Below are 18523 nucleotides of genomic sequence, written 5' to 3'. Positions count from 1 at the left end.
CTGTTTGAGTAGTTTAAGCCGTTGCGGTTTTAGGTACTTTATAAAATCTAATGAGCAATATCTCTATTGCTAAGAAGATCAAGGTCAAAATTAGGCAAAGTTTCCATAATTGAAAGCCTAAACCCGCGTTGCCTGTCTGGCTTTTTACAGCTGACCGGTCAGCCTCTATTACTTTTCCGGCTTTACCTGCAATTTCTTTTAAAGCAGCCGACGAATAGTAGTGCAAATTGGATTCGCGGCGGTTGCTATTAAAAGACAAAACTGCAACAAGGCTATCCTTCTTTGAAAGATTATATATTCCGGGACGCGTTATTTGATCTGAAACGTACAAAGTTGTAGCGCCGTCGATATTTCTAAGATCAGGTATGATCTGTTGTTTACCATTCACAAGCCTCAACACATCATCTGCATTGGTAGTTAAGTTATTAAGGGCGATTGGCTTTGTTTGACCGATGGTACTATATAAGGCTTGCTCACTACCGCTTGAAAGCGCTATCCGCAGCAATGTGGTTATAAAAAGCGAATGCCGGGGTAAATTGCTAAAGGCTTCATCTACCGGTACGGCACAAATGTAAACCCTGCCACTTTTATATTTCGACGTTTGCCAAAACGCCCGGTTATTTTGCAAGGTCATTAACTGCTCACTTGATGCACCATTGGTCAACGGATAATATGCGGTTACTTTGGGTAGGTCGGGATTTTGTGGTACATTTTCGAAGGTGTTTTTATACAACGCTGCGCTGAGGTTTAATCGGCTAACCTTTAAAGTGTCATTAACCTTTTTCTCCAGATAGCCTCCGTTAATACTTTCAAGGAAATTTTTATAGGAGGTTATATCGGCGTCTTTAGACGGGAATATCGCAAGGTTGCCGCCTTTTTGAACGTATGCCTTCAACTGTTGCGATAGTCCGGCGGATAATTCCCGCACGTCGCTAATAACGATGAGCGGATAGTTTTGCAAACTACTATAGTTGATACCGCCGAATGGCGTGGCAGTGATATTGAAAAAAGGCTCGCTCCCGAACGCAGATTTGATGTAGAAATTGGGTGTATTGTCACCAATAAGCAGCACCGGCATTTGCGCCGACACATTAAAACCGAAATAAAAGTTGTTATCAAAAATTACCGGATTATCCTGTAAGCGCAGCTCGGCCCGTTGCCAACCCGATTGCAACCCCGAAAAGCTGATGGTGTCTGTAACTACCGCCCCGGCAGCCACGTTATAGCTGCCCAAACCCTTTTGTTGCCCGTTTATATAAAGTTTAAGGAGCACTTGTACAGCTTTTTCATCGGCATAATTATGCAGTTTGAAAACTAGTTTCTCAATCTCACCCGGACGGTGCACCGCGCGCTGAAGCCAGACGCTGTCGATTGCTAAATTGGGAAGGCTGTTAGCTTTCAATTGGATGAGGTTTAAGGCGTTAGATAACTTTGACGTTTTGCCATCATTCATACCAAGTTGAAAATCTGAAACGATATAACTTGTCCCCTTGCCTAGTAATAAGCTTTGTTGCCTGGTGATAATATCGGCAATGTTGCGACTTTGCGAACTTAATGCTACACCGTCAACTTCATTATCAAATTCCGCACGGTCTATAAAGCGCTGGTCTTTACCAAAAAAATCCTGAGTAAGTAGCTGGAAACGCGTATTTAAATCATAGCCTGCTGCGATTTGTTTTGCCCGGCTTTTAGCTTCATCCAGCAAACTGCCCTCGCTACCCAGCGCCTGCATGGAGTTAGAATTGTCAATAAAGATTGAGACAGTTTGCCGGCTATTCAGTGCAGCGTTCCCTTGTTTGCTTAGATATGGCTTAGCAAAAGCCAATATCAGAAATAACAAAGCAAGCAAACGGTTAAGTAAGATGAGTCGTTCTTTAATATTGCGCCCCGATGCCTGTTGTTCTTCTACCTGTTTTAAAAATTGTACGTTGCTAAAATAAAGTTTTTTATACCGGCGAAAATTAAACAGATGGATGATGATGGGAATAAGCAATGCGAATAACGCAAACAGAAAAGCAGGATATTCAAAATGCATGCTTGTGTAGAGGTATCACACAAAAGTGCGAAATATAAACTGTAACCGTAAAAATCGGTGGCTTATTTTAGGCAGGTAGTTGATCTGCAAATACCTCTTCTTCGGCCAGTACAAAATTTACGGTAAAAGTGCTGCCCGTGCCGTATATGCTTTCAATCTGCAGATTACCGCCAACTTTCTTAATGAGGTCTTTAATCAGCATCAAGCCCAGGCCACTGCCCTGTTCATTAGCAGTTCCCCGCACAGTGTAGTGCTGACTTTCCAGGCAAAGCTTTTGTACAATCTCTTCTTTCATGCCCACACCGTTATCCTTAACAGAAATGCACATGTTACCATTTTTTATTTCTGACAGAAATTGGATGTTACCATTTAGATGGGTGAACTTAATCGCGTTTGTAAGCAGGTTTCTAAAAATGATGCGTAACAATTCGCGCTCGGCGTGCCATTCCAATTCCTTGTCCAAATTATTGTCTACGCTGATGTTTTTCTTTTGTAGCGTTAGTTTTTGCTCTTCTATAAGATTATCAACCAGTTCCCGTAAATTATTATCTGATTTCTCAATGGTGCCACCATGTACCTGGCTTTTTATCCAATATAATAAGTTGTCGAGCAGAGAAACTGCCCGCGCATATTGCGATTCGAGCTGGGAAAATAATGCTTCCGCTTCCTCATGAGAAACTAACTTCAAATGAATCAGATCAAGGATACTTTTAGTATTGGTCAGCGGATGGCGCAAATCGTGCGAGATAACCGATAGCAGCTTACTTTTAAGCTGATTATCTTCTTCCAATATATCATTTTGCCCAATTATCTTTTGATTGAGCATAGCAACAGAATGCGCATGTTCCTGTATCAGGTTATTCTTATTGCTTAACTCGGCTGCATAATGACGCGCCCTACGATAATTATAGCTGATAGAAAACGCCAGCATAATAAAGATGACCATCACTACCAATACACATATGAGAATGATGGTCTTGGTTTCTGACAGTTTCTTCATCCCCGAAAATTCGCTTTGGATGGTTAACTGTCTTTCTTGCTGTTGCCGCAATACTTCAAAAAACTGAGCTGCATCTGTACGGTCAATTTTATTTGTTTCGCGTACTATTTGTAGTAACCGTTGCTGCAAATGGGTTATTGCCGCCAGGTCGTTCTGCTTTGTCGCTATGTTCAATAATACTTCTATCGCCTCTTCTACCATTGGCTGCATACCCAGGCTGTCGGCGGTTAGCTGTGCCGCGTTAGCGTACTGGCTGCTCTTTTTTAACTGATTAGTTTGCAGGTAAATTTTCCCCAAACCTAAATAAGATAGCGTTTTGCCATACCTGTCATTTATCGCCGTATCTATTTTAAGAGATTTGTGGTAATAAGCAATGGCCGAATCCTGATGGTTCTGTTTGGCAAATATCTCTGCGCGTTCATAGAAATAGCGCTGCTGAACATTTTTTAAATTTAATTTTTGGCTTAAACTATAGCTGCTTTGCAGGTTGGTAATGGCGTTCTTAAAATCTTTCTGTTCTGTCTGGATCTTTGCTAAATGTAATTTTGCTGCCGCGATGTCGCGGTCTTTATTTAACTTAACAAAAACATTTATACTGCCCTTCAATAAATCTTCGGCATTTTTGTAGTGCCCGTTTTTACGTTCAAGGGAACTGATAAATTCCGTTGCGCGCGCCTGGTTATAGCTGTCATTGGTTAGCTTACTTATTTGTAAAACCTTATTGAAATAGGTAAGCGCACGTTTAAGGTAGCCTCGTTGATTATAGATCTCGCCCTGATATAAATAATTTTCGGCTAATCCTTTCTGATACTTTGCCTGCGCACAAAGCTTTTCGGCTTCTACCAGTTTACTTAGCGCAAGCGACATGTTTCGATGCACACCTTCAAACGCATTGCGGTTTAAAGCATCAAGTTCTGTTGGGGATAATTGCTGATCCTGACTTTTAGAAAAAACGAAGGGCGTACAAAGCAATAATATAGCTATGTAAATACATAATACTTTACCCTTCATCTGGAAACAGCGGTCATTTAGGAAGCGTAAGTTACTGTAATCGTATATATTATCCTAAAAAAATTATTAAGTTTTAGGAACTGGAAGACGGCGACATACTACTGCCATATCATTATAAAAAATTATAATGGCTTATGACTTGAATGCCGCAAGCCTCCGTGACAAAAGAATAACTAGCGCCTGTGCCTTCTTGCTTTCTTAACGACTTTGTGTTTTTTGCTTATTGTTGCCCTTTTCTTAGACTTGGATGAAGTCGAAGAATGCTTAACCACTGCGGGTTCAGGCCGCTTTTCGGCGACTTGACTTGTAGAAGTAGAATCCTTACTGATCTGTTTACCGTATAAAGAATTGCTTTGCAGGCTATATTGAATCACACGTTTAGCCCCCGATGGCAAAGCTTCCTTTCCCCTGCCATTATAGATCGGGAATTCGCGCATGAGCTTACTTTCTTTAATGTAGAAGTCGTCGCCGCCGCGATATCCTTTGCGTTGAGAATCTGTGAGACGGGGAAAGTCTATTTTGCGCGCGTTGTCATTATTATACTCATACACAAATACATTTGTGTAGCGGTTAGTGTCGATAGAGTTGGCATAAATGATAATCTCCGGGTTACCGTCAACATCCATATCGGCGTTCAAAACCTCCTTTATAGGCCCCTCTAAGTCGCCGTTGATGGTGTTGTACTGCTGGTCTGATGAATCTGAACGAAGGATCATATACTGCCCGCCGCCATCTGCACCCCTGCCCCAGCTAAATACATCATAAAAGTTTCCCGGCGAAACTTCAATTGCTTTATGATACTTGAACGGTTGCATCAGCACCGGTTTTGTTTCTTTCTGAATTACTGGTGTGGTCATCTTGGCCGACTGATCTGTACAACCACTCAGCGATAATAACAGCAGCGGATAAAGTAAATATTTTGAGTTCATTTCAATTAATAATAGAGATAATCGGGCGTTAGGTCCATTTTGATTTTACCGGGAGCGGTCCAGAATATCTGCAATGCACCGGAAGCGCCGAAATCAAAGTACTTGACTACAAAACGATGGTAACCCTTTTGCAGCATCACTTCGCCACCGCGCTCAAAAGTGCTGTGACGGCCATCATTCACCACCACCGGCTGGTCGTCTATTGTTAACGTAGAACCATCATAAGATTTTGTCGAGAAGGTATATTTCCCGTCTGCATCTACGCGGATGTAGCCATCATATACCACACCAAAACCGCCTTTATTTGCCTTTTTAAAATCGGTGGTATAAAACCCTTTCACTATGCCGGTGTCTAAAACGTTAGCGGTATTGATCTGGTCTGTGTTTGTGAAACGTCCGCCGAGAAGTTTATATTTTAAGCCCCCTTGGTTTGCCGGAGTGAAATTTAACGCTGCCAATGCTGCCCGGTTATAAATGGTGCCTTTAGTGATCACACTGCGATGCCCCGCCGGAGTGACTACAACAGTTTGCAACTGGCGGTATTGATCTTGCGGAACCGGCAGCGCAAACGGATTCTGATAAATAAGGTCAGTTTCACCCGGCTGGTAATTGTCGATCGAGTAGTAAATTTTTGCGCCTTCTACAGGGCTTTTAAGCAAAACTTTGAGCTCGGGGCCGACCATGATGCTATCCGGCGCGCCTATGGCGGAGGGCACGCGATAATTATAGCCAGCCATGTCTAACCTGGCCAGGTGGCGCGGCAACCTTGCCTGCGAGAAATCTGTAAAATCTTTATTAGCCATTGGCGACCACGCCACTTCTGCTAAAGCCAGCATCCGGGGTAGCAGCATATATTCCAGTTTGGCATCCGTGGCAATGTATTCTGTCCAGATGTTGGCCTGTACACCAACAATATGCTTTTTCTGATCATCAGTTAAAACAGTAGGTGTCGGGTTGTAGGCGTATGTTTTGTTCAATGGTGCATAGCTGCCAATTCCATAAGGTTCCAGATCTGATTTTCCCTGGGCAGCATCCAGGTACATGCCACCGCTGCCGGGCGTCATAATAACGTCGTGGTTTTGCTTTGCCGCCTCAATACCACCGGCCTCGCCACGCCAGCTCATTACTGTAGCGTTTGGCGCTAGTCCGCCCTCCAGTATTTCATCCCAGCCAATAATGCTGCGGCCTTCGCTATTTACAAACTTTTCTATCCGCTGGATGAAGTAGCTCTGCAAGCCGTGCTCATTCTTCAGCTTAAGGCGTTTGATCATGTCCTGGCAAAATGCAGATTTGACCCAGGCATCTTTCGGCACCTCGTCGCCACCAATGTGTATGTATTTCGACGGAAAGAGTTCCATCACCTCTGTCAGCACATCTTCCAGGAAGGCAAAAGTCTTGTCAGACGGGCAGTAGATGTCTTTAAATACGCCCCATGTTTGCGCTACTTGCACCTGCTTTTCCGGCTCGCAGCCAAGCTCAGGGTAGGCAGCCAACGCAGCGGTCGCATGGCCGGGCATCTCTATTTCTGGAACGACATTGATGTATCTGTCAGCAGCATATTTTACAACTTCGCGGATCTGATCTTGGGTATAAAAGCCGCCGTAAGGTATGGCATCATATTGCTGAGGTGTACGGTCGTGGTAATTGCCGATGACCGTTTGCGCGCGCTGACTTGCAACAGTAGTGAGTTTTGGATATTTCTTGATCTCTATGCGCCAGCCCTGGTCGTCTGTTAGGTGCCAGTGAAAAGTATTCAGTTTGTAGGCAGCCATCAGATCGATATACCGCTTAACCATTTGAACAGAGAAGAAATGACGGCAAACATCCAGATGTAAGCCGCGGTAACCGAAACGCGGGTAGTCTTCCGCGGTTAAACATGGTATTTCGACACTGCCCGACCGTTCCAGCGGGAACAGTTGCATTAGGGTTTGTATCCCGTAAAACAAGCCTGCACCTTTGCCCGCAATCACTATTTGCGATGGCGTTATAGTTAGGCGGTAACCCTCGGATGCTAAACCTTCTGTACCCACCGCTGTGAGTACAATACTATTTTGTGTGGTGTTACCCGTATTTGGAAGCAACTGATTGCTAAAAGCCCATTTGTCTTTCAGGTAGGCAGCAAAAAACCGAACAGCTTTGTTATCAACTGAATCCGCGATTATGCGGGTTTGCCGGCTCAGTATAAAATTGCCTGCAGATGGGCTTAGTTTTACCGGCGCCGGAATAATGCCGGCATATTTACCACCGTTTTGGGCACTGGCATCGAAAATATTTAAGGTGATGATAGCAAGGAGAGTAACTAAAAAGGGGATTTTTTTGGTAAAAGAAAAGCTCATCAATAATGGTCAATTAGTGGAGCCGTGAATTTAAAAGATTTTTTAGAAAATCGATAGCCCGGCACCTGTAAATACGTAAATTACGATGTATGTCTAAAACGCGAATGCTATGACTAAAACACATTTCTCTCCAATGCTGGTCATCAAAAGCGGAGTAACCGATCTCGATTTCTACAAACGCGCCCTTGGTGCCGAAGAATTGCGATTGATCTTAAATGATGATGGCACTATCCATGTTGGCGAATTCAGCATTAATGGGGCTATGTTCCACTTTCATGAAGCAGGCAAAGGCACCGCTGACCCGGTTAGCGCAGGGGCGATAACTACGATCATTGGCTTATTTGTTGATGACGTGGATGCCTACACGGAAAGGGCTATAAAAGCGGGCGGCAGACTCGTGTCACCTGTGCAGAGTTACGACTACGGTTATAGGCAAAGCCAGTTCACAGATCCGCATGGCCACAGGTGGCAGTTGCAACAAAAATATAAATCGGTTAAGCCTCCACAACATCTTCTTTGGCAGCAAGATAACGTTCGGCATCTAAAGCAGCCATACAACCTGTGCCTGCAGCAGTAACGGCTTGGCGGTAAACATGATCCTGCGCGTCGCCGCAGCAGAATACACCTTCAATATTGGTTTGCGTGGTACCGGGCTTGGTTTTGATATAGCCGGTTTCGTCCATGTCAATAATACCTTTAAAAATGTCAGTATTAGGGTGGTGGCCTATAGCTACAAAGAACCCTGTAACAGGAATAGTAGACTCCTGGTTGGTTTTATTATTGTAGATATGTATACCATTTACACCCTTGTCATCACCCACTATCTCTTTGGTTTCTGTGTTGTATAGCACCTCGATGTTAGGCGTATTCTTTACACGGTTTACCATCGCTTTTGATGCACGGAACTCGTCGCGGCGTACAAGCATGGTAACCTTATTACAAAGCTTAGCTAAGTAAGTAGCTTCTTCTGCCGCGGTATCACCCGCGCCTACCAAAGCCACATCCTGGCCTTTGAAGAAGAAACCATCGCATACGGCACACGCAGAAACGCCAAAGCCATTGAACTTTTGTTCAGACTCCAACCCTAACCATTTTGCCGATGCGCCTGTAGATATGATCACGGTATCAGCAGTAATGGTAACCGCTTCATCTACTACAACTTTATGCGGCAGGCTGCTAAAATCGACAGAGCTGATATAACCGAAGCGGATGTCGGTACCAAAACGCTCAGCTTGTTTGCGGAGGTCGTCCATCATCTCGGGGCCCATTACACCATCCGGATATCCCGGGAAATTTTCCACGTCGGTAGTTTGCGTTAACTGGCCGCCTGCCAACATACCTGTATATAAAACGGGCTTAAGATCTGCCCTTGCGGCGTAGATAGCGGCAGTATAGCCGGCAGGACCGGAACCTATGATCAAACATTTTACGTGTTCTGTTTCTTGCGACATGGGATTTGTAATAATTGAGCAAAGCTAAGGTTTTGCGCAGCCTTTACCAATGCATAACCGTCAGTAATTTGCCATGATCGGGACTTTGATAATCCTTACTTACCCAAAAAACGATGATATAATTTCGCGGGTGTAACATGTGACACTTTCTCCCGTAAAACTGACTTATTAGTATCTGACAGCGTTTTGTCAGCGTTGCAACTTGTTGTTTATCAAGCATGCACGATCCTGTCAGTGTAACACCATCACCATTTTTAACTGAAAAGGTGTTTCATATTGTCACACGTGTGACAATGGTAAAGGGTTGTCAGTAGGTTTTCAAACCATGTCTAAATTCATTAGCGCTAAAGGTTTTATAACGTCTAGCAACTTCTTGAGAGGCTACTGATTTAGGGCTAAAACCGGTTGTTACATTCAGGTCCAGAAACAGCATTGTCATGCAAATTTATAGCCATTCTCCATATCCCACATCCACCATCGAACGTAAATCTATAATCTTGAAACCACTCATCTTTAGATGGTCCTATGTCCTCTCGTTTATCGTAACGGAAACAATTAATAAATATAACCTTTTGTCCTTTGTTGTTGATATATCCAAAATATTGCCTTCTTGTAATATTCAAAAATTTGTATATTGCTTGAAGGTTCAACGATTTATTTTTTTCGTCATTGAGGAAGTGTTGTAGTATGTGTTCCGTGTGTAAAATTTCTAAATCACTTGGTGTGAATCTTTTTTTAGCATTTCGCTTCAACTGTTGAGACAAATACTTTGACGAAAAGGCTTTATCAAAAACTGCACCTTTAAAATTATCACCTATAATAACCTTTGAATACCTCGATGCATTATAAGTTGTGACAATGTGTTGACTGTAGGATGAAACAGTATTTAGCAAAAGAAAAGTTAATATCAATGCAATTCTCATCTCTGAATACTATTAAGAGGTTTGATGTTAATAAATTTTTGTTACAAAAATGTTACAGAGTTAAATTTCTTTCTTTACATTTATAAAAATTTAAACGACGACGAAAGATGTTGATCATGACCGCTCTTTACCTCTGCAAACGTTTCAAAGTAATTGAACGCTTAAACCAATTCGCGTTGTTTAGGAAACTTAATCTCGTTAAAGTATAATCAGGTTAAATTCCTGTCCTTAAACCACACCTCGTCAGGTTCGGTTTTAAAGTTCTCCATCATGTCCACCAGTTCAATTGCATCTGTTGATGTGATCACCAATTGCCTGTTTATAGGTTTCAGGAAGCGTTGCTCTACCATCACATCCATTTGCATCAGCAGATGATCGTAAAAACCATTAACGTTTAAAACGCCTACCGGATTTTTATGTAAACCTAATTGCAGCCAGGTAAGCACTTCAAAAAATTCTTCGAGCGTACCGAAGCCGCCGGGCAGCATTATGATTCCGTCGCAAAGGTCATTCATTAATTGCTTGCGCTGGTGCATATTGTCAACTATATGCAATTCGGTTAGTCCGGTGTGGCCAACTTCTTTATCCATTAAGAATTGCGGAATAACCCCGATAGTTTTTCCGCCGCGTTTGATGATGGCATCTGCCAGCAAACCCATTACACCTACCCTGCCACCGCCGAAAACAAGGCTTATTTCTTTATTTGCCATTATGTCGGCGAGCGATTCAACAGCCTTGCCTAATAAAAGGTCACCGTTGTAATTAGCGCCACAGAATACACAGATAGATTTCATATGGATATTTCAAATGTTCTTGTCATCCTGAGTCGTCGGTAAACGGAGAAGAATCTTATGCGCAGGATGCATTAACGCATAAGATTCTTCACTGTGTTCAGAATGACAATTTTTTAATTACTTCAATTCACAAACTACCGCTTTGTAAGGCCTTAGTTTAATATGTCAGGCGTAGAAGCCCCTTCCAACCCTCCCCCGGAGGGAGGGCTATAATAATCATTTTTTTGCCGCTGTTGGTGTTGTCACCAACAGCTTTATACCCTCTTAACTTGTCGGTAACAACACCGACAAGGGCGTAATTTACAAATTATGTTATTGCGAGGCAGGACGCTCCCGATTTTGTCGCGCAAGCAATCTTAAACGACATTCCATCGAGTATGCGAACATTGCCGCGTTGCTTCGCTCCTCGCAATGACATGCGGTTTAATTATTCTTCTATTTTAATTCGCAAACCACCGCCTCATAAGGTTTCAGCTTGATATGGCCATTAGCATCCGCGACGGACGAGCCGGCAGCATAATTATCCATTAATACTTTCGCGTTTGCTATGTTCAACTCAAGATTTGTTTCTGCTGAATCTTTAGAAAAGTTCAGCACAATCAGCATTTTCTTCCCTTCGCCTTCGCGCAGGTAAGCGTAAACTTTATCGTTGCCTTTATCCAGCAGCGTGTATTTGCCGTAGACCAGCGTAAGATTATCCTTGCGCAACTGCACTATCTTTTTAAAGTAGCTCAACGGACTATTTGCATCTTTTTCTTCTACAGCGGCATTGATGCTCGTGTAATTCGGATTTATCTTAATCCACGGCGTACCAGTTGTGAAACCTGCATTCGCGGAAGCGTCCCACTGAAACGGCGTGCGGCCATTATCGCGGCTGCTAAAGGCTATCTGTTTCATAAAGGCGTTCATATCGGCACCTTTATTTTTCTGGTTCTGGTATTCATTTAAGGTTTGCACATCGCGGTAGTCTTTCACATCCGTGAAGCGAATGTTAGTCATGCCCAACTCATCGCCGTTATACCAATATGGCGTGCCGCGCATGGTCATAATAAATGTTGCCAGCATTTTAGCTGATGGCTCACGAAACTGAGGGCTATCATTTCCAAAACGGGTGACCAATCTTGCCTGGTCATGGTTCGCTAGGAAGATAGACAACCAGCCTTTGTCGGCAAAGGCGCTATCCCAATGCGTAAATACCTGTTTCAGTTTCACCAGGCTGTAGCCGTTTGGTTTTGCCAGATCTACAGCGTCAAACGCGTAAGCCATATTCAACTCATGGCGGTCTGCATCTACCATATCATGGGCATCCTGCAGGTTGCGGCCGGCACCTTCTGCCACGCTCATAACGTTGTATTTGCTAAACACCTGATCATTCATCTCGCGCAGGTATTTGTGCAAGCCAGGTTGCACAGCATAATACTGCGTAAAATTCTTTTCATAGCCTTTAGGCAAAGGTTTAAAGGTAGTGTCCTTCGCCGCGAATTGGAAAGCGTCTAAGCGGAAACCGTCTATCCCTTTGTCGGCCCAGAATTTCATCATGTTGTACACCTCCTGCCGCAGTTTTGGATTTTCCCAGTTCAGGTCGGGCTGTTTGCGCGAAAAATAATGCAGGTAATAGGCATTCGTTGTCGCGTCATACCGCCAGGCATCGTGGTTCAAGTCAAACAAACTGTAGCGGTACGGCGGTTTGCCGCGCTCGGCATTCCACCAATGGTAATAATCGCGATATGGGCTGGTCCGCGAACTGCGGCCTTGTTTAAACCACTCGTGCTCATCGCTGCTGTGGTTAACCACCAAGTCCATCACCAGTTTTATCTTACGGTCGTGCAATCCTTTAAGCAACTCATCAAAGTCTTTCATGGTGCCAAAATCCTTCATGATGTTACGGTAGTCGCTCACGTCATAACCATTGTCATCATTTGGCGAACTGTAGATAGGATTTAACCACACTGCTGTAATACCAAGGCTCTGAATATAATCGAGTTTCGAAATAATGCCCCGAAGATCGCCCACACCATCGCCGTTGCTATCCTTAAAACTGCGAGGATATATCTGGTAAACTATAGCTTCTTTCCACCATTGTTTTTCAGCAGATGAATTTGATTCTTGCTGAACTTCTTTGTTTTTACAAGCGATCAGGGATGGTATAATGGTTAAAATTATAAGCGCTCTTTTGATATTCATTTGGCAGTTAGTATTGAGATCGTTTAAAAAATGTTTGGGCGTTGCCCCAACGTTCGTTGGTGCCGCGCTATCCGCTCCAAGTCCTCATCTCGTCCCGATTTTATCGAGACGAGATTCCGGGCTATACGCTTCTATCGCTAACGCATTAAAAGAAGCTATCAGTTTTTGCCAAGGTTATCCACCTTATCATAAAATTCATTTTGAAGTTTCAACGTCTGCGTGTCGGCTTTAACATCTTTTAAAGCTTTTGTGAATGAGGCTATCTCATGGTCTACGATCACTCTGCCCAACTCCAGGCTTGCTTTGCCACCAACGCCAGCGTAATGATTAGGGAAACCTGCGTACCACCAGATGGGTGTATACAGGTTGGTAAGTTTTAGTCGTTTTTGGTCTTCGCCCGACTGCTCTCCCGCCCGCTCAACATGGATCAGGTCGGGGCGTAAGGCCATAATTGTAGATGTTTCGCGCTCACCCGCGTGCATGTCATAAGACGGATCGCTTTTGTGTAACGCGGCCATCTGCTTATTGTATTCCGGGTCGTTTGATGGCTCGTACAAATACACTGCATAATTATGGCGCTTGTTGAGCAGGTTCTGCATAAAGAAATGCAGAAACTCGGGGTTACCGCCATGCCCGTTAATGATCACTATCTTGGTAAAACCGTTTCGGCCAATTTCATCGCAGGTTGCTTCCAGCATTTTAAAGATCAGGTCGGCAGGTAAGGCAAACGTCCCGGGTTGCTGGCGTGCTTCGTTGATCTGGCCGTAAAAATAATCGGGAAAAACTACCGCGTATTCATTTTTCACTACCCTTGCTGCAATTTCGCGCACATGAATCAAATCGTTACCCAAGGGCGCATGCGGGCCATGCTTTTCTAAAATACCGATTGGTAAAACGCAGGTTTTGTTTGATTTAGCCAGCGCGGCGGGCCAGTCAACAGCGCTTAATTCGTCCCAGCGGGTGGGCAGTTGCTGTGCAAAAACAGGGGCGCAAAAAAGCAATGCGATAAATAGCAATAGATTTTTCATGATGGAATTTTACTTAGGTTATGCGGTAAAGCTAATCAATGTAATGGATTAATTACATGATGCTTACACGTGCTGTTGATTTTTTGCTGCTGTCCGTTGTATCTTAGCCAGTACTATGGAACGTCGTAAATTTTTAACATCTACCGCGGTGGCGCTGGCCGCTATTGGCGTAGCCCCTAAACGCAGTTTTGCAGCAATGGCAGATCCTGCTTACCAGTTTAAGTTATTACGTGGCAGCGTAGGCATGTTTGCAGAACAAGGCGGTACCATCGCCTGGTTATCTAATAAGGACGGTATTTTGGTTGTGGATGCAGAGTTTCCCGCGCAGGCACAACACCTAATCGCGGAGTTGAAAAAACAGTCGGACAAGCCATTTACCTACTTAATGAACACGCACCACCATGGCGACCATACATCCGGCAATATTGCCTTCAAAGGATTGGTGAAGCACGTAGTGGCACATGAAAATTCGCTAACGAACCAAAAGGCTGCCGCTGTAGCCGCCAAGAACGAGGATAAACAATTGTACCCCGATGTTACTTACACTAACCATTGGAAAACAAAACTGGGCGATGAGCACATCAAGACTCATTATTGGGGACCGGGCCATACTAATGGCGACGCCATGATCCATTTTGAGAACGCCAACATTGTACACACCGGCGACCTGGTGTTTAACCGCCGCTACCCCTTTGTAGATAACAAGGCGGGCGCATCAGTTACAAATTGGTCTGTGGTTTTAGAAAAGGCGCAGAAAGAATTCGATAAGGATACGATGTTTGTTTTTGGCCACGCCTTCGACCCCGAAAAAGTTGTTGGCACACGCGACGATCTTAAAGCGATGCAAAATTATATGGAACGCCTGGTTGATTTTGTACAAAGCGGTATAAAGGCCGGCAAAACAAAAGATGATATACTGGCCGCTAAATCTATCCCCGGAGTAACTGACTGGCAGGGTGACGGCATAGGCAGAAGCCTTACCGCGGCATACGAAGAACTGACTTTGTGATAAATAAGTATCGGTATAAATAAAGGGCACCTCAAATGGGTGCCCTTCTTGTGAAAGCCGTTTTCAGCATTTAAATTTTATCCAGTTCGGCTACGTCATCTGCTGAGAGTTCCAGATCTGCTGCCTTCATGTTTTCTTCCAGGTGATCCACGCTTGACGTACCCGGGATGAGCAGGATGTTATCTGCATGCTGCAGTAACCACGCTAGCGCCACCTGGTGAACAGTTGCCCCGTGCTTATCAGCAATCTTTTGAATAACCTCTACCGCTTTTACATTGCCGGCATTAAGCGGGAACCAAGGGATAAACGCGATGTTCTGCTCTTTACAGTAATCCAGCACCGCCTCCCACTTGCGGTTATCTACGCTGTACATGTTTTGGACCGACACCACTTCAAAATATTGCTGTGCTTTCTTTATGTCATCCACGCTCACTTCTGACAGACCGATATGTTTGATTTTTCCGTCTTGCTGCGCCTGTTTCAAAAACTCAAATGTTTTCTCTGCCGGAACCTTTTCGTCTATGCGGTGCAATTGATACAGGTCTATCCGGTCGACTTTTAAACGTTTCAGGCTGCCTTCCAAGGCTTCTTTCAAATGCTCGGGGCTGGCGTCCACAGGCCATTGGTCGGGGCCCGTGCGCAGCAAACCGCCTTTAGTTGCTATCAATAATCCGTCCGCGTAGGGATGCAATGCCTCTGCGATCAACTCTTCTGACACATACGGGCCATAACTATCAGCCGTATCGATAAAGTTTACGCCTAATTCGACTGCACGTTTCAACACGCGGACAGACTCGTCATGGTCTGCCGGCGGCCCCCAGATGCCCTTACCGGTAATGCGCATTGCGCCATATCCAAGGCGGTTTATAGTCAGGTCGCCCCCAATGGTGAAAGTCTCTTTAAATTTTGCTTCGCTCATGATTTCAATTATTTAGTAGGGCAACATTCCCTGCAAGGTTATGTTCGCGGCAAAAGGTAAGAGAAATGTAATATCAGGAATTTACCGTTGCCGTCTTGAAGGGCTTAATGTCTACTGTTTCCCAGATCTTCTGCGTGATATAAGGTTCGCTTTGTTTCCAGTTTTCCAGTTGCTCCTCATCTTCAAATTGCACAACCATAACAGAGCCTATCATTTTGTCCTCGTCGTTAAGCATTGCGCCGCCAAAAACGTAATTACCGTTCTTCTTTAACTCTGCGGCACCATCCAAATGGTGCGGGCGTACAGCCATGCGGCGGTCAAAGGCTTCGGCGTCTGTGTAATCGTATGCTGTTATCAAGTATTGATTCATGGTTTTGATATTTTATTGCACAAAGTAGCAACTGTGAGCAAATGTTCGGCGTCTTGCCCGCAAATTTTACAATATTTGTTTCTACAACTTTAAATGGAACTCTACCAACTGCAGGAGCAATTCAAGAAAATATATGGTCGCGAGACCGAGCACGTCTACTTTTCGCCCGGGCGTGTAAACCTGATAGGTGAACACATCGACTACAATGGCGGCCTGGTAATGCCCTGCGCCGTAACTTTCGGTACATATCTTTTACTTAATGTTAACGATGATAATCTACTTAGCTTTAATAGTTTAAACTTTGAGGAGAAAGCGGAAGTTAAAATTCATTCATCCTACACCAAAGATCAGGATCACTGGTATAATTATCCTATCGGCGTAGTAAATGAGCTGATGAAAAACGGCTGCCGGGTACAGGGTGTAGACATGTTATTCTATGGCAACTTACCTATCGGTGCCGGATTGTCGTCATCGGCGTCCATAGAGATCGTTACCGCATACGCGCTAAACGAGATATTCAACTGCGGGTTGACTAAACTTGATTTGGTAAAGCTGTGCAAAATTGTCGAAAACAACTTTATCGGTGTAAGCAGCGGTATTATGGATCAGTTTGCAGTTGCTTTTGGCGAAACCAACAAAGCGTTGAAACTTGATTGCGCTACACTTGATTATGAAGCAGTAGATTGTGACCTGGGCGACTATGTTTTGGCGATCATCAACACTAATAAGCCCCGACGCCTGGCCGAATCTAAATACAATGAACGGGTAGCGGAATGCCACACGGCATTGGCCGCGCTTCAAGCAGAGTTAGACTTAATAAACCTTTGCGATATTGATGGTGATTCACTTAAAACATGCGAACATCTTATAACAGATGACATTATAAAAAAACGCGCTCAACACATAGTGCAGGAAAACGACCGGGTTAAGCAGGCGGCACAAGAATTATCGGTCGGAAATCTTAAGGCATTTGGCAAGTTGATGTATGCTTCGCACTATTCATTGCAGCACTTATACGAAGTTAGCGGTGTTGAGTTGGATACTATTGTCGACTATTGCAAAACTGATGGCAGTGTGATAGGCGCCCGAATGACGGGTGCCGGCTTTGGTGGCTGCGCGATAGCGTTGGTGCAGAAGGATGCATTTGAAAGTTTCAGAGAAAACATTACGAAATATTATTCAGAAAAGATCGGCTATGCGCCATCGGTTTATAATTCTGTTATTGGGGATGGCGTAAGGCGTTTGGCGTAATGCAAAAATTAAAATTAGACGAACTGAACCGCGCCACGGTTTCAGAATTTAAAGCGCAGCAAAAGTTACCTGTTGTAGTAGTAATGGACAATGTGCGCAGCATGCACAACGTGGGCTCCATTTTCCGCACTTCTGATGGGTTTGCGGTTTCACAAATCGTACTTTGCGGAATCACGGCGCAACCACCACATCGCGAAATAGAGAAAACAGCTTTAGGTGCCACGCAATCCATCGAATGGGTTTATGAGACAGACACACTATCGGCAGTAAATAAATTGCGAGAGGACGGTTATGTCATTATCGCGATTGAACAGGCACAGAGAAGCATTATGCTGAATGATTTTCACCCCGAAACCAATAAAAAATACGCGCTGATCTTTGGTAACGAAGTAAATGGTGTTGCTGATGATGTTATGCAAAATATCGACGCTTGCATTGAAATTCCGCAATTTGGTACTAAGCATTCGTTTAATATTGTGGTTTCTGCCGGGATAGTGCTGTGGGATTTCTTTGCCAAATTAAATCTAAAATAACATGAACGCACTCGCCAAAAAATTACAAATAAAACCCGGAACAACCTGGTTACTGATCAATGCGCCTGAAGGATACCAGTCATTGCTTGATCCACTGCCCGACGGCGTTAATTTGAGTGACGCTCTCACGGCGCAACCAAACGGTGTACAACTGTTTGTGAAAAACAGCGCCGAGCTTGTCGAAGAATTAAAAACAGCACATCTTCTGCTTAAACCCGACACCATCTTCTGGATAACTTATCCTAAAAAAAGCTCGGGCGTTAAAACCGACCTGGAGATGATGGGGCCTTGGGAAGAGTTGGGTAAATATGGGTTGGATGGTGTATCGGCTGTATCTGTAAATGAAACATGGACGGCGTTACGTTTCAAACCAAAGTTGCAAGTAAAAGCATCTGAATCATGTAACGAAGAAATAAGAGGTAAGAATAAATTCTCTGAATATATCGACGTCGACACAAAAACAGTGCGCCTGCCCGAAGATGCTTTAGAAATGCTCAAAGACGATCCCGCAGCATTATCTTATTTCGAGGGACTCGCCTATTCGCATAAAAAGGAATATGTTGTTTGGATATTAGAGGCGAAGCAAGAAAAAACGCGTTTGGCAAGACTGGAAAAGATGTTCACCATGCTGCAGAATAAAAAGAAAAATCCTAACGACAAGTAACTATCATTCTAAAGAATGTCATTCTGAACGAAGTGAAGAATCTTATTCAGCAATGCATTTACGCATAAGATTCCTCCCAGGCTCGG

The 18523-nt window shown here is 44.0% G+C and carries 16 protein-coding genes; 5 read left to right on the top strand and 11 right to left on the bottom strand.

The genetic code is table 11. From position 1 onward, the window contains the following. Window positions 1-13: 13 nt before the first annotated feature. From GO620_RS06285 to GO620_RS06270, 4 genes are all read right to left on the bottom strand, one after another. Complete coding sequence (locus GO620_RS06285; RefSeq protein WP_157523630.1) at window positions 14-2035, bottom strand: BatA domain-containing protein; 2022 nt, start codon at window positions 2033-2035, stop codon at window positions 14-16. 67 nt (window positions 2036-2102) lie between these two features. Further along, a complete protein-coding gene (locus GO620_RS06280; RefSeq protein WP_157523629.1) occupies window positions 2103-4046 on the bottom strand; it encodes a tetratricopeptide repeat-containing sensor histidine kinase in 1944 nt (647 codons plus the stop codon). 173 nt (window positions 4047-4219) lie between these two features. After that, window positions 4220-4975: a hypothetical protein gene (locus GO620_RS06275; RefSeq protein WP_157523628.1), complete on the bottom strand. Its 756-nt coding sequence runs from the start codon at window positions 4973-4975 to the stop codon at window positions 4220-4222. 5 nt (window positions 4976-4980) lie between these two features. Continuing rightward, window positions 4981-7311 carry a family 20 glycosylhydrolase gene (locus GO620_RS06270; protein ID WP_157523627.1) on the bottom strand — a complete coding sequence of 777 codons (2331 nt, stop codon included), beginning with the start codon at window positions 7309-7311 and terminating at the stop codon, window positions 4981-4983. A 109-nt stretch (window positions 7312-7420) separates the two neighbouring features. On the opposite strand from GO620_RS06270, the gene GO620_RS06265 reads away from it, so the two are divergent. Beyond that, a complete protein-coding gene (locus tag GO620_RS06265) occupies window positions 7421-7888 on the top strand; it encodes a VOC family protein (protein WP_157523626.1) in 468 nt (155 codons plus the stop codon). On the opposite strand, the gene trxB is transcribed toward GO620_RS06265, so the two are convergent. From trxB to GO620_RS06240, 5 genes are all read right to left on the bottom strand, one after another. Beyond that, the gene (gene trxB, locus GO620_RS06260) at window positions 7806-8762 is read right to left on the bottom strand and encodes a thioredoxin-disulfide reductase (protein ID WP_157523625.1); all 957 of its coding nucleotides are present in this window, start codon (window positions 8760-8762) and stop codon (window positions 7806-7808) included. The two genes, GO620_RS06265 and trxB, sit on opposite strands and share 83 nt — an antisense overlap. A 395-nt stretch (window positions 8763-9157) precedes the next feature. Next, a complete protein-coding gene (locus GO620_RS06255; RefSeq protein ID WP_157523624.1) occupies window positions 9158-9685 on the bottom strand; it encodes a hypothetical protein in 528 nt (175 codons plus the stop codon). Between the two features lie 209 nt (window positions 9686-9894). Next, window positions 9895-10479, bottom strand: a complete 585-nt coding sequence (locus tag GO620_RS06250) for an LOG family protein (RefSeq protein ID WP_157523623.1) — start codon at window positions 10477-10479, stop codon at window positions 9895-9897. 435 nt (window positions 10480-10914) lie between these two features. Further along, complete coding sequence (locus GO620_RS06245) at window positions 10915-12663, bottom strand: glycoside hydrolase family 13 protein (protein WP_157523622.1); 1749 nt, start codon at window positions 12661-12663, stop codon at window positions 10915-10917. A gap of 158 nt (window positions 12664-12821) precedes the next feature. Further along, a complete protein-coding gene (locus GO620_RS06240; protein ID WP_157523621.1) occupies window positions 12822-13691 on the bottom strand; it encodes a creatininase family protein in 870 nt (289 codons plus the stop codon). 115 nt (window positions 13692-13806) lie between these two features. On the opposite strand from GO620_RS06240, the gene GO620_RS06235 reads away from it, so the two are divergent. After that, window positions 13807-14700, top strand: coding sequence for an MBL fold metallo-hydrolase (locus tag GO620_RS06235; RefSeq protein ID WP_157523620.1), 894 nt, complete (start codon window positions 13807-13809; stop codon window positions 14698-14700). Between the two features lie 70 nt (window positions 14701-14770). On the opposite strand, the gene GO620_RS06230 is transcribed toward GO620_RS06235, so the two are convergent. Then, window positions 14771-15619 (bottom strand): aldo/keto reductase, encoded by an 849-nt coding sequence (locus GO620_RS06230; protein WP_157523619.1) that lies wholly within the window; start codon window positions 15617-15619, stop codon window positions 14771-14773. 73 nt (window positions 15620-15692) lie between these two features. Continuing rightward, window positions 15693-15989, bottom strand: a complete 297-nt coding sequence (locus GO620_RS06225) for a YciI family protein (protein WP_157523618.1) — start codon at window positions 15987-15989, stop codon at window positions 15693-15695. Window positions 15990-16082: 93 nt separating this feature from the next. Between GO620_RS06225 and GO620_RS06220 the strand changes: the two genes are divergently transcribed. Genes GO620_RS06220 through GO620_RS06210 form a run of 3 tightly spaced genes read left to right on the top strand, consistent with a single transcriptional unit; the run spans window position 16083 to window position 18437 of the window. After that, window positions 16083-17240 carry a galactokinase gene (locus GO620_RS06220; RefSeq protein ID WP_157523617.1) on the top strand — a complete coding sequence of 386 codons (1158 nt, stop codon included), beginning with the start codon at window positions 16083-16085 and terminating at the stop codon, window positions 17238-17240. Continuing rightward, window positions 17240-17773, top strand: coding sequence for an RNA methyltransferase (locus tag GO620_RS06215; RefSeq protein ID WP_157523616.1), 534 nt, complete (start codon window positions 17240-17242; stop codon window positions 17771-17773). Before GO620_RS06220 ends, GO620_RS06215 begins: the two co-directional genes overlap by 1 nt. 1 nt (window position 17774) lies before the next feature. Further along, window positions 17775-18437 carry a YdeI/OmpD-associated family protein gene (locus tag GO620_RS06210; RefSeq protein ID WP_157523615.1) on the top strand — a complete coding sequence of 221 codons (663 nt, stop codon included), beginning with the start codon at window positions 17775-17777 and terminating at the stop codon, window positions 18435-18437. Window positions 18438-18523 lie beyond the last annotated feature (86 nt).

It is taken from the genome of Mucilaginibacter ginkgonis, from assembly GCF_009754905.2.
Lineage (GTDB): Bacteria > Bacteroidota > Bacteroidia > Sphingobacteriales > Sphingobacteriaceae > Mucilaginibacter > Mucilaginibacter ginkgonis.
The sequence above is the reverse complement of the archived record's forward strand: the minus strand, read 5'-3'. Positions and strand labels throughout refer to the sequence as shown.

Coding starts and splice junctions, on each gene's coding strand:
- GO620_RS06285 (WP_157523630.1), bottom strand. CDS start 2,035: ATGCATTTTGAATATCCTGCTTTTCTGTTTGCGTTATTCGCATTGCTT.
- GO620_RS06280 (WP_157523629.1), bottom strand. CDS start 4,046: ATGAAGGGTAAAGTATTATGTATTTACATAGCTATATTATTGCTTTGT.
- GO620_RS06275 (WP_157523628.1), bottom strand. CDS start 4,975: ATGAACTCAAAATATTTACTTTATCCGCTGCTGTTATTATCGCTGAGT.
- GO620_RS06270 (WP_157523627.1), bottom strand. CDS start 7,311: ATGAGCTTTTCTTTTACCAAAAAAATCCCCTTTTTAGTTACTCTCCTT.
- GO620_RS06265 (WP_157523626.1), top strand. CDS start 7,421: ATGACTAAAACACATTTCTCTCCAATGCTGGTCATCAAAAGCGGAGTA.
- trxB (WP_157523625.1), bottom strand. CDS start 8,762: ATGTCGCAAGAAACAGAACACGTAAAATGTTTGATCATAGGTTCCGGT.
- GO620_RS06255 (WP_157523624.1), bottom strand. CDS start 9,685: ATGAGAATTGCATTGATATTAACTTTTCTTTTGCTAAATACTGTTTCA.
- GO620_RS06250 (WP_157523623.1), bottom strand. CDS start 10,479: ATGAAATCTATCTGTGTATTCTGTGGCGCTAATTACAACGGTGACCTT.
- GO620_RS06245 (WP_157523622.1), bottom strand. CDS start 12,663: ATGAATATCAAAAGAGCGCTTATAATTTTAACCATTATACCATCCCTG.
- GO620_RS06240 (WP_157523621.1), bottom strand. CDS start 13,691: ATGAAAAATCTATTGCTATTTATCGCATTGCTTTTTTGCGCCCCTGTT.
- GO620_RS06235 (WP_157523620.1), top strand. CDS start 13,807: ATGGAACGTCGTAAATTTTTAACATCTACCGCGGTGGCGCTGGCCGCT.
- GO620_RS06230 (WP_157523619.1), bottom strand. CDS start 15,619: ATGAGCGAAGCAAAATTTAAAGAGACTTTCACCATTGGGGGCGACCTG.
- GO620_RS06225 (WP_157523618.1), bottom strand. CDS start 15,989: ATGAATCAATACTTGATAACAGCATACGATTACACAGACGCCGAAGCC.
- GO620_RS06220 (WP_157523617.1), top strand. CDS start 16,083: ATGGAACTCTACCAACTGCAGGAGCAATTCAAGAAAATATATGGTCGC.
- GO620_RS06215 (WP_157523616.1), top strand. CDS start 17,240: ATGCAAAAATTAAAATTAGACGAACTGAACCGCGCCACGGTTTCAGAA.
- GO620_RS06210 (WP_157523615.1), top strand. CDS start 17,775: ATGAACGCACTCGCCAAAAAATTACAAATAAAACCCGGAACAACCTGG.